This is a genomic window from Patescibacteria group bacterium, from assembly GCA_041665345.1.
Taxonomy (GTDB): domain Bacteria; phylum Patescibacteriota; class Patescibacteriia; order PEXW01; family PEXW01; genus JBAYJA01.
Map to the genome: position 1 here is coordinate 35,139 of JBAYJA010000005.1, position 14,436 is coordinate 49,574.

Sequence of the window (14,436 nt, forward strand, 5' to 3'; positions counted from 1 at the left end):
TTTCCTCCTCAGGGCATTACCACTACGCAATGCGTATTTCCACACTTGGGTTTCTTCGCTTACACTCTTCGGCAAGTAATCGCCGATGACAATGTGTTGCCGACTCTTCCACACATAGGACCGTCACATTTTCCACTAGCGCTAATCCAATAAGCTGTGCCATTCGTTTATTTGCAGGTCCAGAGCTTTGCAAATACGCTAGGTACCGCTGTTCAAACTCGTGCCAGCGAAGCTCACTTCGGTAGTATGCACCCACCAACTTTGCTGGTGGTGCCAATTCAACCCAATGCCCGTCCAAGGAAGTAACTGGAATTGCCGGGTCTGGGGTCTGTCCGTCGGGAAGAGTGTGACGGCTCATAACAGAGTAGTGTCGTCCATCATGTTCTGAAAAGGGATTTTTTATACATTTTGTAAGAAGCATTATTCCTCCCAGGGCTACTTTGCTTTAGCATATCTCCGCTGGAAAACTTTCTCAAGGAAGAAGTATGCCTTTTAATACTTTACTAATAAAAGTATTAAAAAAGACCAGGGCATGTACTGGTCTTTTAAAAAATACTGAGCTTTAAGTTGCTAGCAATGCGAGTGCCTGCTGAACGTACGTTTTTGCTTTACGAAGATCCAAATGGTCATTCGCGTCACGGAGCCTTCCCTGCGCGTCAATGCTGCAATCCGCAAAAGTTCTAAACAACTTCTTGAGCGTGCTGAGATTATTTCCCTCTAATCCACCGGCGACCCCCATCCCATAATTGCCTAAGGCTTTTTCGGTAAACTTCCAGGCAAGTTCGGGGTCAATCGCTTTCCCCTCTCCTCCACTAAGGTCAAAAAGTATATCAGTGGCTATCCCTTCGTACTTCTGTGTCTCATCTGCACACGCATCAATATCCCTATCGAATTCCTGCAGCGCATCGCGCCCAATTTGGAGCACCAGCCTTGCCTTCGGGTACACTTTTCGAAACCTCTGCAGTACCCGTGAGTCTGGCCAGGCGATATTCAGCTGCAGCCCGTCGCAGTCTTTCCCTGCCAGCTCATACGCGTAGGCCATTTGGTGAAAAAGTCCAATGCTGTCGCTTGTGTAGTAGTGAAGAAGGTTCAGAATACCTTTTCTTTTTGGAAAAATCTTTTCAATTTCCAATCGGGATGGTGTTTGATTTGGGAAAAGGTCTGGCTCACCAGCCAGGGTTTTGTTTGATGCAAGCACACCAAGCATCAAGTCATGGCTACATACTTCAGGCAATAGTCGAGCCAAGGTCAAAGCCTGGTGCCTTGATGTAATGCCTGTTACACCAATGTACGGTCTATTATTCATGTAAAACTCCTTTGTTGGTTTCTTTTCTTTCACCCTAAAGGTGATATCAGAAAAAAGCAATTGTTCCACGTGGAACAATCAAATTTAAATCATTCACGTGTATTAGCATGTACGATCTTTTTTCTCAATCGGGGACAAGCCAATAAGACCACCATTCTCGATTAGGCAGTTATTAGTGCTGCATTAAAATCTCTGAATCTTGGGGTCCCCGCGAACGTGGCGCGCAACCCCGCTACGGGGTGAGCACGCGTTTGTGGGGTAAAGCGAGGCTTCGCGCGGAGTCCGGAGTGGAGTCGTAGCAACGGCTACACGCAGGGCGGAGCGCGAAACGAGTAGCTGCCCTTCGACTCCTCGTCTGACTCGTCGCTCAGGGCGCTCGACTCGAAAAATGGCTTGCCGGCCGAAGCCCGAGGAGGATCATTAGTCCTCCTACGCTCAGAAGCTTCGGCCTACGCCGACCGAAGTCGGCTCTGGCCGACGTAGGTCGGAGGACAGCCTTCGCCCTCGATAATGCTCGAGGGCGAAGGCTGGTGGACCTCAGGAGACTCGAACTCCTTACCTCTTCCATGCCATGGAAGCGCTCTACCAGATGAGCTAGAGGCCCATATTGGGCGTACTTTAACATACCTACCATAATTGTTCCACGTGGAACAATTGTAACTAATCCCTGGATCCCGCGAACGTGGCGCGCACCCTGAGCACAGCCGAAGGGGAGCACGCGTTCGTGGGGAAAGGGGCAACCTTGTGGAGGGTGTAGTGGGGTGGACTTGCTCTGCCACACGAAACCCGACGCAAGGATTGACCCGTGGTGGACCTGGGGAGAATCGAACTCCCGTCTCAGCAATGCGAATGCCGTGTTCTACCACTGAACCACAGGCCCATATTTGGCTTAGGTAAGCGTTATTTTCTAATTGTTCCACGTGGAACAATTAAATTTCAATAATTTGGCTTTATCCTGACCCAAAGCCACCTTCTCTTAGCCTGGGTCAAGGGACCCAGGCCACCCACTTTTGAGCTATTCTTTAAGAGTACTAAAATCTTCGGGGGTCCCCACAGATGTGGCGCGCAGTCTCCCGAGCGTAGTCGAGGGGGACGAGCACGCGTCTGTGGGGTAAAGCGAGGCTTCGTGCGACGGGCGGAGCGGATTCGGTAGCAACCGGATACGCGCAGCTCTGAGCACGAAACGAGCTGGTGCCCCCGGAGGGAATCGAACCCCCATCTCTCCCTTAGGACGGGATTGCTCAATCCATTGAGCTACAGGGGCAAAAAATCCCTTATTTTAGTTACTTATTAGAGTCGCATTATGTAAACGAGCCGCTACCCTATCGACAAAACCATTTCTATGGTCAAAGTAGAGGACTGTACCAAAAGCAACAGCGATGAGAATGAGAAGAATGTAGAGCTTCTTCAAATCCTTTTTGATATATTGTGCTTGGTCCATAGGCGTTGGTTATGCGTAAGGGATTGTACAGATGGTTTTGGTTTTCATCAATGCCAAAAGCCCTCAGCCTTTCGTTTTCCCAGTAAATACTATACCTTGAAAGTGTCTTCCTTTTCACATTGACGATATTCCTATGTTCAAGAATGACGCAGCAGCAAGTAAAGTTGGCGACACAATTATTGGTCCTTCAGTGAAAGTCGAAGGTCATTTTGTTGGTGAAGGAAATGTGTCTGTAGAAGGCCAGTTGCAGGGCAGCCTGAAAACCAAACACAACGTCGCAATAGGTGCGGCTGCGGTTGTGAAAGCTGATGTTGAAGGAGTGGATATTTTTCTCGCTGGTGATCTCACTGGTAATGTGAAGGCAACGGGCAAATTTACTCTCACAAGCAGCGCCCGGCTTACGGGGAATGTTGAAGCAGCAAGCTTGAGTGTAGAAGAGGGTGCCCGCATTTCTGGAAAGTGTTCCATTGGTGGCGGTGCCAAGGAAGTGAAGTAGCGCATGTACACGTACATCATTGAGGCAGAAGCTGCCGCGAAGAAGTACGAAATGGAGCTTGCAAGAATTGAAGCTCGAACTTTGGAGTTGCACATGCCCGGCCGTTTTGAAAAACTTACTATTCTTAAAAGTCTTCGCGAAATTATTGCTGATGCTGTGAAGCAGAAGGCTGAAACGATTGTGGTCATTGGTAGCGACAAAATTGTGAGTTTAGCTGTAACCGAAATTGCGCCACTTGGTGGAACGCTTGGCATCATTCCAGTTGGTGGGCCGTCAAACATCGCGCATGCGTTGGGTATTCCCGACGGCGTGGCCGCGTGTGATACGCTCTCCGCCCGGATTCGGGAGCAGCTGGATTTAGGCAAAGTGAATGGCCGGTACTTTCTGTTTGGCGTAGATATTCCAGATGCACCTTCACTCACCTTAGAGTGCGATGGACAATTTCATGTTTCCACTGCTTCGCCTTCCTCCATTTCCATTCGAAACTTTGGTGATGACAGTGACCCATGCGATGGGCGTTTGGAGGTTGTGGTTCGGCCCAAAGTAGAAGGTGGTTTTTTTCAGCGGTTCAGCCAGCGGACATTTTCCAAAGCCAGTGTTTTCCCTTTTAAGAAAGTGACCATCCGCTGCCCTGGGGATAGTGTTCCCATTCAAGAAGCCGGACAGACGATTGTGAAAACCCCAGCGACGGTGGAAGTTGCTCCTGCAAAGCTAAAAGTTATTGTAGGGAAGCAGCGATCGTTTGCATAAAAAAAGAGATGCTGGGAGCATCTCTTTTTTGCAAAGGGCGGTTTTTTTAGTACACCCGTTCGTGGTTGGAAGGAAACGGCACCACTTTGGTAATGTCGTGCCGGCCCAGAATGTACTGGAATATCCGCGACATGCCAAACCCGCAACCAGCATGTGGCACTGAGTGGTAGCGCCGGAGCGCTTCAATGTACCAGGCAAAGCCCAGTTTGGCATCCGGGTCTTTTTCCAGTAAGCGTTGGAACATCAGGGAGCTGTAGAGACGTTCCTGGAACACGTCTACCTGGTGCACCCGGGCGGCCGAACCCACGCACTCACCGCCAAAGGGCACAATGCAGTCCGCGCTCAGGACGTACTCCGGATTTTCCGGATCGGGCTGCATGTTGAAGAACTTGATGGCTTTGCCGTTGGGATCGGCGGCCAGCAGTGCTTTCATGCGTGGATGTTCCGGGTTGGGGAAGTGGGTAATGAAAATTGGCCCGCCACATTCCGCTACCAATTCCTGCTCCTGGGTTGAGGACAAGTCATTCCCCCAGGGAACGTTCATTCGAGCGATAGCTTCTTCGTACCGAAGTCGGGTGAAGCGAGCTGGGTGATTGGACAGGTGCGTCAACTCCGCAGGGAGACCATATTGGGCTCGCTCTGCAGAAGGGATCGCCATTGCTGCATCCACCAGGGCAGTGATTGTCCCTTCAATGTGCTCCAGCAGCTGGGTGAAGCTGAAGGCACCTTCAATTTCCACCATCTCGAATTCAGTCAGGTGCCGGGTGTCTACCCCGCGTTCTGCGCGTGCCGATGGCCCCACGCAGTACAGGAGGGGGTTCTGCGGGTTGCCCAGCAAGGATTCCAGGTAGAGCTGACCGGTCTGCGCAAAGTACACTCGCTTCTTCATGGGCTGTCCTTCAGCATCGCGCACAATGAACCAGTGCGGATCATTGCCCACGAAAATTTCAAACAGCGTGTCCACGTTTTCACACGCGCCAGCTGCCGGGACAATGCGGGGGACAGTTACACGCAGGAAGCCCAGCCGCCGAAGGTGGGCTTCACAGGCCTGCATCATGGCGTCACCAAAGCGAATGACGTCGAAATTCGGTTCGGCAAAAGGCGTGGCGGTCACCAACGGCAGGGTGGTTTGGGTGGAAGATTCCATAGTAGTACTCCTTTCTGAGTATTCGGTTGTTCAAGAACAGTTTTTTGGGGGTATAAAAAAATACCCCGTCAGTTGACGGGGGCTTTTGCAATAAATCCGGCACAGAGCCGGAATTTCTTCTTTTCCAGTACGTGGTCTCGCCAGTGATAATCGGTGTGGCGGGTCTGCATACTGGGGTAGATGATACAGAAGCTGGGGAGAGGTGTCAAATAGGGTTACGAATTACGAAAAGATACTACGAAAATACGAATGTACGAATGGGGATACGCCCCGCGGAGCGGGGTCCGGCTCCGCCGGAAATTACGAATGGGGAGGGTGGGAATACGGGACTCAAGATTGTAGAGTGTCTCCCTCGCCCTCTGAGGGAGAGAGAGGGTTGGTTATGGTTCCCAGCGCGGGTGTCCCTGCCCGCGCTGGACTGGGGATGGTTGGAGGGTGAGGGGTAGGTAAAGAAAACCCCACCTCGTGCAGAAGTGGGGTTATGAAGATTACCAACGAAAATGACTATTCGATGCATGAAGTTTAAGAAGCGAAATGTTTAAAAAATTGAAAAACTATGTTCAACGCTCCGGCCATTAACCACTCGACACAAAAAATAACACCACCTTTTTGCACCCAAAGAGCTTCATCAAACTCATCAACTTCCCTACTAACAAAGGTAATGATTCGAAAACTAAATGTTACGTAGGTCAATGTTCCAATCACACACCACCATCGCGGTTCATGGGTATAGTACGCGGGGAAGTAAAAACCCAATAAGCAAATCATTGCGATGGTAACGATTATGCCTATAATCCACACTAGAAATTGATCTTCTTTTGGCAAGATTCCTACCTTTCAGAAATAACTCTTCTTTAAAAAATTATTTCACTAATATCCTAAGGATGAGTACGGGTATGCCGAACACAATCCCTAAGACAAGCAGTGTGAGTCCAACAGCAAGCACGATATTGAAAGCAAATGCAGCGATTGGAGTTACCACAAGAACTTTCCAACTCTTTGCAAAACCTTCCCAAAAACTGTCGCCACCCTGCCATCCACCAATTTGGACAACTCCGTACATTGTAAAAATGTACAAGGCTGTCCAGTAAGGTATGTAAAACAAAGGCGCATACGGACCGAGTGCGTTTGGATGACATGGATCCGAAGGAACGTGGATAGTGAACCCCAGAATTATGACCCCTAACCATACTGGGACAAAGCCAACAAAGAAACGGAAGCGGTAATGAGGGAAGAGGTCCTTATATAACTGGTGTAGCTGGTACAATTTTCTTCGTAAAAAAATAGGTGCTGGCATGCAACCTCCTTTATTCAGTTTTCAAAGTTTTTTGTTATTAACCAAGCAGTATATTATTGAAAGTGCATTTTGTCAATAATCTTCTTATGAAATGTTGACAAATTATCAATATTCTATATAATATATACATTATTGACGAAAATATTCGTCATCAATATGACTGAGCTGCAAACCCAATTGCGTACCCTTGGTTGGCCGGATAAGCAGATTACTGTGTACTCTGCCCTTTTGGGCTTAGGATCCGCAGGTGCGTCAGAAATTGCTGAAGGAGTGAAGCTCCCCCGGCAGACTGTCTATAGCCTTCTCTCCGAACTCCTGGAAAAAGAAGTTATCGAGCAAAGTGACCAACAAGGGGTGAAGCAGTTTGTGGCAAATCCAGACGCGTTGCTACTTCGTCTAGAGAAAGACCAGCTACAATTGCAAAAAACCAAGACCGAGTTAGCTGCAGAACTACCCAAGATTCTTGCCAAGCAACGTCGCAAACCTTCTTACCCGCAGGTGACGTACTACGAAGGGAAAGAAGGTTTGAAACGATTATTCAACGGCATTCTCCATTTTTACCAACGTGATGGCGAAAAAGCCTTTCGGGGCTACGGCGTAAACTTCATGAAGCCTGCCCTGGGTGATTTTCTGTACACGTTTGTGAAGAAGCGGAGTGAGTATGGAGTGGACACCAAGCTCTTCATTGGTCTGGGGCCAGATGATTTTGGGATAACTGGACCAGAGAACCAACTCCAGCGAGATATCAAGCGTCTGAACATGCCTGCGGCGAAAGCGGGGGTGTATTTGGTTGGTGATCGGGCGTACCTTTTTTCTTTTGTAGACAATGTGGGTGTCATGGTAGAGAACCCGGCAATCGTTGAACTCCTCAAGCGTGCTTTTGATGATCATTGGAAGAAATCCAATTAACAAAGTGTTACTTGCTTGTTCTTGCCTTTTCTCAATAATTCTTTAGACTGCAAACAAGAGGAAAGCAAACACGGAAAGGAGAAAAAATGGCTCTCAGTGATTATTGTCCCCCAGACTGGAGTTACTGCAAATGTGAATGTCATATGACGGCAAGCGATAGTTGCGGGTGCAATTGTCAATTTTGTAACGCCTGTAAGCGCTACATTGCTGGACCTTTCGAAAAACATCAGCAAGAGGTACACCCAAAAACGGTCTCTCAAAAATGCTGTTCTGGACCAATCTCCATAGTCTAGTTCCTCGAAGCGCCTCTCCATTGACGGAAAGGCGCTTTTTTTGTAGAATCATGGCACTCCTATGAATGTTACCGAACTCGCCCGCCGCCTCCGCATTCCTGTCCAAGACCTTCGCCATGCCTTGCCGAAGTTGGGTTTTGGTATTGGTTCCAAGGCGCACAAGGTTTCCGACGTGGTAGCAACAAAAATTATTGGGAAGCATAAGACTGAGCCTGAACTCTTTGCCCCGGAGAAGGAAGAGGACGTTATTGAAGTAGCAGAAAAGGCTGCACCGGTTGGCCGCATTGCCATTCCATCTCGCATTACGGTTCGGGAGTTTGCCGCGCGTCTGAACAAGCCAGCTTCACTGGTTATTTCTCACCTGATGAAAAATGGAATCCTGGCCGCGCTGAATGAGGAAATTGATTTTGATACCGCCTCCATTGTGGGAGCAGATTTTGGTGCGGAAGTGCAGCGGCAGCAAGAGCAAACCACGGCCGAGCGGGAAACTGCCATGGCGGATAAAGTTGGGACGCTCATTGCGGCGGATGAAAAGCGAACCACGGTGCGCCCACCGGTCGTGGTGGTCATGGGCCATGTTGACCATGGGAAAACCAGTTTGCTGGACGCGATCCGAACGGCCAACGTCGCCGGCAAAGAGCACGGTGGTATTACCCAGCACATTGGCGCCTACCAAGTGACGTTGAACGACCGAGGGATTACCTTCATTGATACGCCGGGGCACGAAGCGTTTACGGCCATGCGTTCCCGCGGCGCGAACGTGGCGGACGTGGCCATTGTGGTCATTGCTGCCGATGATGGGATGAAACCTCAGACTCGGGAAGTGCTGAGCATTGTGGAACGGAACAAGCTCCCATTTGTGGTGGCGATTACGAAGATTGATAAAGACGGTACGAGCGTGGACAAAGTGAAAACGGATTTAGCGTCAATCAACCTCCAACCGGAGGACTGGGGTGGAAAAGTCATAACCCAAGCGGTCTCCGCGAAAACCGGGAAAGGCATTCCTGAACTTTTGGAATCTGTTCTACTGGTTGCGGATTTGGAAAAGGACACGCTCCTGGCAAACCCGGATGGGAAATTGGTTGGAACTATTATTGAATCCCACGTGGACCAAGGTGAAGGCCCAGTGGCCACCATGATTGTGCAGAACGGTACCCTGCGCCGTGGGGATTTCATTGTGGCTGGCCCAGTGGTGGGGAAAATTCGGAGTTTGAAAGATTGGAATGGGAAGATTGTCGACGCCGCAGGTCCGTCCATGCCGGTGGTCATCCTGGGACTCAAAGCCGCGCCGTCCGTTGGTGATGTGGTGGAAGCGCCGGAAGATGAACGGGCAGCCAGAAAACTCATGAAGCAGCAAGAAGCCACGCTGCGCTTGATGCAGGTGAAAGCTCGGGAAGCCTCGCAAACTGCGTCGGTGATTGGCGGCAGCGTGGACACCAAGGACGTGAAGAAGCTTCCACTCTTCCTGAAAGCAGACAAGGTGGGTTCTTTGGAGGCAATTGTGGAAAGCATGAAAGGCTTTGCCTACCCAGATGTGCAGCCCGTGATTGTGGGCCAAGGTTTGGGCGATATTACCGATGCGGATGTGATGCGCGCCGAACAAGCTGATGCCTGGCTCCTGGGGTTCAACGTGGACGTTGGCCAGAAAGCTGTGAGCAATGCGCGCGTACCCGTGAAAACCTTTACCGTCATCTACCAGCTGCTGGATGAAATTCGGGACGGCCTGGCTGCCAAACTTGGAGTGGAAATTGTGGAAGAGCCCATTGGCCAAGCTCGGGTGCTCAAGATTTTCCGCCAGGAAGGGAAGGTGACCATTGCCGGCGCCAAGGTCACGGAAGGTGTGGCCAAAGCAAAGGCACGGGTCAAAGTCTTCCGCAGTGGGAAAGTGCTGGGCGCTGTATCCCTGGATCAGCTGCAGCAGAACAAGCAGAACGTGGGTGAGGTCGCCACCAACCTGGAGTGCGGTCTGAAACTCAGCGGCCTGGCCGGGATTGTGGAAGGGGACACCTTGCTGTTCACGGAAGAGAAGCAGGTAGCGAGGAAACTTGAATAGCGAACAGATAGAAGGTTTGGTTTTCGATAGCGGTATAGATTGAAGGCAAAGGCGAATGAATACCCGTTACCAAAACCGTCCACCATCTACCCATACAATAATCCAAACCCAAACCTTCTACCCCTGCAACCATGCCCTCCAAGCGCGTGAACCAACTCAATGCACTGCTCCAGCAAAAACTGGGCGAACTTTTTTTAACCGAAATCAACTTTGCCGCAGGGACGTTAGTGAGTATTACCCGCGTGGAAACCACGGGTGACATTCGGCACTGCAGCGTGTTCCTGTCCGTGATGCCAGAGGAGTATGGGAATGGTGTGCTCAATCTCTTGCAAAAGCGCCTGCCCTTTCTGCAGCACGAGCTCATGAAGCGGCTTACCTTGGCGCGCATTCCGTCGCTCCACTTCCGTCTGGATATCCGGGGCCAAAATGCCGCGCACATGGAAGCATTGCTGGATGAGGTGAAGAAGACGTTGCCGCCGGAGGAAGAAGTCCAACCGGAAAAGTAAACTTATTTTTTTGAAAGGAAAAAGGCGAATGCTTGTCAAAAAAGCCTAAGGTGTTCCCTAGGCTTTGCTCACTCGTTTACTCATGCGTTTACTGCATGTGCATTAAATCTTGGTACAGGCTTTGGAAGTTCTTGCTCATGGACCAAGCTCCAGGAACGGAATTCCAAGCAGCCAATAGGAGTGTACGTCTCTTCATCCAGAGTATTGAAGAACTCCCTCCGTCCGGTAAAATCCAGAAAGTCCCCCGTATTTTTCGATTGAATGTACACGCATGGCAGGCCACCACCACCCATAATCCCGATGGATCTGCGCATCGGCTCTCTTTGCAGTACATCCAACAGCTCAAAGTCCACCACGGCCTGTAATTGACTGGGGAACGTGCCCTGGTAGTGCATAGTCCAGACCGGCGTGCCGTCCACGTAAATGGTCATGGTGCCGGTGACATTTCCTGAGACCTCATTCCGGGAAAATGTGTCCCACATCTCAAAGCTTCTTGGTTCGGGCGGGAAGAAGTACTTCTGGTGATGGTAGTACCAGACGCCTGGCTCCAGGGGGTGTGGTAGTGCTTTGACCCTCTCTGGATCACGCATTCGTCGTCGTATTGCCTCGCGAAAGAATTCTCGCACCTCGTATACCATGGCGCGGAAGACTTCATTTGCATCATTGTCCGGCATTGTGTCCTCAACTTTCAGTTTGTGAACGTTCAGTATGTTTAGAGCTATCCTAGATTGCTGGGGAATGGTTTGTCAAATAAAAAAAAGCGCCAGGTTGTCCGGGCGCTTAGAGCTATTTTTTTGCGAGCACTTACGTGAAGTCTTTTACTCCGAAGGATTCTGAGGGTAGCATGGCCGATAAAGCATCTTGCACTTTTTCTCGGTCACCTATGGCGAGCACTCGCGCATGCCCACCCCAAGAATGCCAATCTACGTGTTTCTTGCCAGTTACTCGCCTGACCTCTTGAATGACACTCTCGAAATCCGGTGGTGTGGATTTTGAGTAGAGTAGAGCTACGCATGAACCAAGGTGCCAAACAAGTCTACTGCACCTGTTTGCTGGCATATATGACCTCCTCGTTACTTTTGTTTTTTCACTGCTACTTTACCACCCACAAACATTGTGTCAATAAAATTGTTTGTAAGTAAAAAGCGCCAGGTTGTCCGGGCGCTTTTTGGAAGGTTCTTCGATTAGTCGGTTTTTAACCACCCGATGTAGCGCTGAAGGATTGGTGCCTGCAGATCTCTCCGATCCAACGCGTCCTTCGCCCGTTGGACAAGTGCTCCTTCAAGAGGTGCACCGCATTCTTGGAGTCTTTTTTCGTACTTCTGCAGCAATGCTCGTAGGGCAGGGATTTCATACGGCTGAATAGCCCTGACAAAGTCTGGATTCTCAGCTTTTTCATGTACAGCAACTAAGAAGTTAGATCTCGTCGTCAGTATTTCCTTGAGTATTCTAAAATTTTCTCTCTCGACTTCTTCTTGTTGTTCAGGGCTTAATGAATAAAACATAACCACGTAGAGCTCCTTTCGATGTTGTTTTTGTATTTAAGCTAATTCTCCTGTTTGAATCCTCCTTTTCACCTCCCTCCATTCTTCAGCCGAGAGCACAATAACTTTTTCGGGTTCACTTGACTGTCGTAGCGCTTTCCCGCCATCTGGAGTTTCTGCAATCTCCAGGCAGCTGCCAATGACACAGCTAAATTTTAATGACTCATGCATTATTCCTCCGATTGTGTTGATGTAAAAAAAGAACCTGTTCGTCTCTACTCTATGAACAGCGGAAGCAGAGCGCCAGACGTGAGAAGCGTTACGAATATTTACCCCTAAGGTTAGCGGAGAATCAGCATAAATAATTGACAATATTCTTGTCACTTAATATCATAAGGTTATGCCACCCATGCCTACAAAATTTTTTCAGCTCCTCAACCTCTCAGCAGTTGAGCAAAAGATTATTCTGCAACTGCAGGTACACGCTTCAATGACGGTCTCAGCATTAGCCCGGGAGATTGCGATACCACGAACAACGACACATTTTCTCCTCAAGAACTTGGAACGACGTGGCTTATTACACCGAGTGAGGGTCGGAAAGCATGGAGAATGGAGCCTTGCGGATTCAGCAGTGATAACCAACCAGCTCCAAATTGGGCTGCAACTATTTTCCCATGCAAAGAACCTGGGCGAGCGGGTTGTCCTGGGAGATAACGTTGTGCAGTATTCTCAGGGTCTGCACAACATTCAAACAACCTACACAGCATTGCTGCGGGCACATGTTGGGGAAAGAATTTACTTTATCCAGGGAACACAATCCGCCAAAATCGCGCTGCAAAATCTTTCACCGGAATTCTTCCAGAAGTTTCATGCGCAGATAAAGAAGCGAAGAATTATCCTGGAAGGGATTGGGAGCACAGAGCTGCTTGCGCTATTTCACACCCTCGATAAAAAAGCGTTGGCCTCACACCAAGGACGCCCATTGATTACCTCGTTGGTTCCCAGCCGTTTTCTTCGTCCGGATATTGATGTGCTCATTTTCCGTTCCACGCTCTACGTCATAAATATGAAGAAGGAAACGCTGCTGACTTTGGAAAGTGAGGAGGTGGCAGATGTCCTCAAAAATTTTCTGGCATACATTCTTGCCGGTGAGCGGCGTATGAATGTGAATGAGTATGTCCAGCAACTGCTTGAGCGGAAGAAATAAAAAAGCACTCGGTTGTCCGGGCGCCTTTTTAGAAAAGTGCAATCTACGGTTTCTTCGCAACGAACTGTATGAAGGCTGGGTGCCCCCACGGACTCCCTGCCCACAGCGCGCTTTTGGCAATGTGCTCTGGCCGGACGTACGTGTCTTGCCGGCGGATAACTTCCAATCCTGCTTCGCGCAGCAGACGTGGGAATAGATCCTCCGGGTGGTACCACACTTCTGAGACGAAGACATCGCCGTGGATATTCATGTAGCGCTCCTCGAACTTCTGCGACCGTGTAAGCGGAACGTTTGGCTCTACTGGTTTGTACTGTACCCATTTTGCATGGCCGGTACGGGTTGGCGATGTGGATTGGTACAAGAATGGGTGCATGATACTCACCACTAGCCGTCCACCTGGCCTGAGGACGTGTGAGGCATTCAGAAAAAATGCTGCACACTCCTTGGGGCTGTCGTGAATAAGTACTGCTGCGCAGAAAACTGCGTCAGCATCATGAACGTAGGGAAAGAGACTTTGGGTAATGTCTCCCATGCAGTAGCCCTCCACTTTTGGGTCAGCTTGTTCTCGTTGCCTTGCTCGGGCTAACATTTTTTCGCTCCGATCAATGCCAACCACGCATGCGCCACTATCAGCGATGACCCGGGTCAGCAGACCTTCACCACAGCCCGCGTCAAGAATGAGCTCACCAGGCTGTGGGTTGAGCAGCTCCACTGCCGGAACGCGACCCAGCCAGTCACCCATGACGGTCCAACCCAGGCGGGATTTCCAGAAGTCAGTCTGCTCTTCGTACGGTTTCTGCGTGTTATCCATTTTTCAATCCTCTCGTTTTTGGTTTTTTATCCTTCTCCCAACCAACAATTTTATTTGCGTTCTGGGAGAAGTCCCCATGTTTTGATAAGTGATCGACAAACATGGGGGTGAATTATTATTTTCTAGAGTTTGGCACTGCAGCAAATACACATTCGTGACAATGGACCGCGTTTAAGTAAAGGCTACACAACCAGGGCTTCTGATGTATCAAACGAATGTAAGGTACAATTTTTCCTGGTGAAATGCTGACAGAATTGAGAGCAAAAATTGGTCGTTCACACAGAATTTTTCGCTGCTCTCCAAAAGCAAGGAGTTCTTGGAGGTTTGCTGGACGATACCCACATTTCTCCAGTAACCATCTCACATCATCAGCATCACCACATTCGGTGTCAAACTGTACTAGCTTCAATGTAATGGAGTGCGTGCCACCGCCGGTTCGTGGAAAGTTCACTTCATGTATTTCCGGATCGACATTACCATATTTCCCGGCAGCGATGTATTGACCAATGGAACGATTCATATTGACTATCAGCCGAACTGAATCAATATACGCTGTGATTGAGTGTTCTGGTTCAGTAACATCTGTTAGGCCAGTGAATTCGACACCATACGTGCCAAAACGGAAGGTTGGTTTTCTTACTCGTCTCGATTTTGAAATGACGATTACTTTTTTGCGCATTGTTGTACTATGCCATCCTTTCACAATGTTTTTTCTTTTATTTCATTTTTAACAAAG

The 14,436-nt window shown here is 49.4% G+C and carries 16 protein-coding genes and 3 tRNA genes; 6 read left to right on the forward strand and 13 right to left on the reverse strand.

Translation table 11 applies throughout. The features are described 5' to 3' along the window. Positions 1–22: 22 nt before the first annotated feature. The 5 genes from WCV85_06525 to WCV85_06545 form a co-directional block, all read right to left on the reverse strand. On the reverse strand, positions 23–358 hold the full coding sequence (locus WCV85_06525) for a DUF488 domain-containing protein (GenBank protein ID MFA6474496.1): 336 nt from the start codon (positions 356–358) through the stop codon (positions 23–25). Between the two features lie 204 nt (positions 359–562). Next, positions 563–1,306 carry a hypothetical protein gene (locus WCV85_06530; GenBank protein MFA6474497.1) on the reverse strand — a complete coding sequence of 248 codons (744 nt, stop codon included), beginning with the start codon at positions 1,304–1,306 and terminating at the stop codon, positions 563–565. 528 nt (positions 1,307–1,834) lie between these two features. Beyond that, a tRNA-Ala gene (locus tag WCV85_06535) sits at positions 1,835–1,910 on the reverse strand. Between the two features lie 202 nt (positions 1,911–2,112). Beyond that, positions 2,113–2,186 (reverse strand) — tRNA-Ala (locus WCV85_06540). 309 nt (positions 2,187–2,495) lie between these two features. Next, positions 2,496–2,570 (reverse strand) — tRNA-Arg (locus tag WCV85_06545). A 310-nt stretch (positions 2,571–2,880) separates the two neighbouring features. On the opposite strand from WCV85_06545, the gene WCV85_06550 reads away from it, so the two are divergent. Beyond that, positions 2,881–3,243 (forward strand): polymer-forming cytoskeletal protein, encoded by a 363-nt coding sequence (locus tag WCV85_06550; protein ID MFA6474498.1) that lies wholly within the window; start codon positions 2,881–2,883, stop codon positions 3,241–3,243. 3 nt (positions 3,244–3,246) lie between these two features. Continuing rightward, on the forward strand, positions 3,247–3,993 hold the full coding sequence (locus WCV85_06555) for a diacylglycerol kinase family protein (protein ID MFA6474499.1): 747 nt from the start codon (positions 3,247–3,249) through the stop codon (positions 3,991–3,993). Between the two features lie 46 nt (positions 3,994–4,039). Here WCV85_06555 and WCV85_06560 read toward each other — a convergent pair whose 3' ends face one another. From WCV85_06560 to WCV85_06570, 3 genes are all read right to left on the reverse strand, one after another. Then, complete coding sequence (locus tag WCV85_06560) at positions 4,040–5,140, reverse strand: amino acid--tRNA ligase-related protein (GenBank protein ID MFA6474500.1); 1,101 nt, start codon at positions 5,138–5,140, stop codon at positions 4,040–4,042. Between the two features lie 522 nt (positions 5,141–5,662). After that, entirely contained in the window at positions 5,663–5,965 is a 303-nt protein-coding gene (locus WCV85_06565; protein ID MFA6474501.1) for a hypothetical protein, read from the reverse strand. Between the two features lie 37 nt (positions 5,966–6,002). Next, entirely contained in the window at positions 6,003–6,437 is a 435-nt protein-coding gene (locus WCV85_06570) for a hypothetical protein (GenBank protein ID MFA6474502.1), read from the reverse strand. A gap of 156 nt (positions 6,438–6,593) precedes the next feature. Between WCV85_06570 and WCV85_06575 the strand changes: the two genes are divergently transcribed. The 3 genes from WCV85_06575 (at position 6,594) to rbfA (ending at position 10,198) form a co-directional block, all read left to right on the forward strand. After that, positions 6,594–7,346, forward strand: a complete 753-nt coding sequence (locus WCV85_06575) for a helix-turn-helix domain-containing protein (GenBank protein ID MFA6474503.1) — start codon at positions 6,594–6,596, stop codon at positions 7,344–7,346. Positions 7,347–7,700: 354 nt separating this feature from the next. Then, a complete protein-coding gene (gene infB / locus WCV85_06580; protein ID MFA6474504.1) occupies positions 7,701–9,692 on the forward strand; it encodes a translation initiation factor IF-2 in 1,992 nt (663 codons plus the stop codon). Between the two features lie 131 nt (positions 9,693–9,823). Next, on the forward strand, positions 9,824–10,198 hold the full coding sequence (gene rbfA / locus WCV85_06585; protein ID MFA6474505.1) for a 30S ribosome-binding factor RbfA: 375 nt from the start codon (positions 9,824–9,826) through the stop codon (positions 10,196–10,198). An 80-nt stretch (positions 10,199–10,278) separates the two neighbouring features. Here rbfA and WCV85_06590 read toward each other — a convergent pair whose 3' ends face one another. From WCV85_06590 to WCV85_06600, 3 genes are all read right to left on the reverse strand, one after another. Beyond that, complete coding sequence (locus tag WCV85_06590; GenBank protein MFA6474506.1) at positions 10,279–10,872, reverse strand: hypothetical protein; 594 nt, start codon at positions 10,870–10,872, stop codon at positions 10,279–10,281. A gap of 510 nt (positions 10,873–11,382) precedes the next feature. Then, the gene (locus tag WCV85_06595) at positions 11,383–11,703 is read right to left on the reverse strand and encodes a hypothetical protein (GenBank protein ID MFA6474507.1); all 321 of its coding nucleotides are present in this window, start codon (positions 11,701–11,703) and stop codon (positions 11,383–11,385) included. 36 nt (positions 11,704–11,739) lie between these two features. Beyond that, positions 11,740–11,913 (reverse strand): hypothetical protein, encoded by a 174-nt coding sequence (locus tag WCV85_06600; GenBank protein ID MFA6474508.1) that lies wholly within the window; start codon positions 11,911–11,913, stop codon positions 11,740–11,742. Positions 11,914–12,091: 178 nt separating this feature from the next. Here WCV85_06600 and WCV85_06605 point away from each other — a divergent pair, with 178 nt between their 5' ends. Then, complete coding sequence (locus WCV85_06605) at positions 12,092–12,889, forward strand: helix-turn-helix domain-containing protein (protein MFA6474509.1); 798 nt, start codon at positions 12,092–12,094, stop codon at positions 12,887–12,889. Between the two features lie 43 nt (positions 12,890–12,932). On the opposite strand, the gene WCV85_06610 is transcribed toward WCV85_06605, so the two are convergent. Both WCV85_06610 and WCV85_06615 read right to left on the reverse strand, forming a co-directional pair. Then, positions 12,933–13,700: a methyltransferase domain-containing protein gene (locus tag WCV85_06610; GenBank protein MFA6474510.1), complete on the reverse strand. Its 768-nt coding sequence runs from the start codon at positions 13,698–13,700 to the stop codon at positions 12,933–12,935. A gap of 115 nt (positions 13,701–13,815) precedes the next feature. Beyond that, positions 13,816–14,379 (reverse strand): hypothetical protein, encoded by a 564-nt coding sequence (locus WCV85_06615; GenBank protein MFA6474511.1) that lies wholly within the window; start codon positions 14,377–14,379, stop codon positions 13,816–13,818. Positions 14,380–14,436 lie beyond the last annotated feature (57 nt).

What these genes read in the sequence shown, in the direction of transcription:
- WCV85_06550 (MFA6474498.1), top strand. Translation starts at nt 2,881, where the DNA reads ATGTTCAAGAATGACGCAGCAGCAAGTAAAGTTGGCGACACAATTATT.
- WCV85_06555 (MFA6474499.1), top strand. Translation starts at nt 3,247, where the DNA reads ATGTACACGTACATCATTGAGGCAGAAGCTGCCGCGAAGAAGTACGAA.
- WCV85_06600 (MFA6474508.1), bottom strand. Translation starts at nt 11,913, where the DNA reads ATGCATGAGTCATTAAAATTTAGCTGTGTCATTGGCAGCTGCCTGGAG.
- WCV85_06525 (MFA6474496.1), bottom strand. Translation starts at nt 358, where the DNA reads ATGAGCCGTCACACTCTTCCCGACGGACAGACCCCAGACCCGGCAATT.
- WCV85_06530 (MFA6474497.1), bottom strand. Translation starts at nt 1,306, where the DNA reads ATGAATAATAGACCGTACATTGGTGTAACAGGCATTACATCAAGGCAC.
- WCV85_06590 (MFA6474506.1), bottom strand. Translation starts at nt 10,872, where the DNA reads ATGCCGGACAATGATGCAAATGAAGTCTTCCGCGCCATGGTATACGAG.
- WCV85_06605 (MFA6474509.1), top strand. Translation starts at nt 12,092, where the DNA reads ATGCCTACAAAATTTTTTCAGCTCCTCAACCTCTCAGCAGTTGAGCAA.
- WCV85_06560 (MFA6474500.1), bottom strand. Translation starts at nt 5,140, where the DNA reads ATGGAATCTTCCACCCAAACCACCCTGCCGTTGGTGACCGCCACGCCT.
- WCV85_06615 (MFA6474511.1), bottom strand. Translation starts at nt 14,379, where the DNA reads ATGCGCAAAAAAGTAATCGTCATTTCAAAATCGAGACGAGTAAGAAAA.
- WCV85_06575 (MFA6474503.1), top strand. Translation starts at nt 6,594, where the DNA reads ATGACTGAGCTGCAAACCCAATTGCGTACCCTTGGTTGGCCGGATAAG.
- WCV85_06570 (MFA6474502.1), bottom strand. Translation starts at nt 6,437, where the DNA reads ATGCCAGCACCTATTTTTTTACGAAGAAAATTGTACCAGCTACACCAG.
- WCV85_06610 (MFA6474510.1), bottom strand. Translation starts at nt 13,700, where the DNA reads ATGGATAACACGCAGAAACCGTACGAAGAGCAGACTGACTTCTGGAAA.
- rbfA (MFA6474505.1), top strand. Translation starts at nt 9,824, where the DNA reads ATGCCCTCCAAGCGCGTGAACCAACTCAATGCACTGCTCCAGCAAAAA.
- infB (MFA6474504.1), top strand. Translation starts at nt 7,701, where the DNA reads ATGAATGTTACCGAACTCGCCCGCCGCCTCCGCATTCCTGTCCAAGAC.
- WCV85_06595 (MFA6474507.1), bottom strand. Translation starts at nt 11,703, where the DNA reads ATGTTTTATTCATTAAGCCCTGAACAACAAGAAGAAGTCGAGAGAGAA.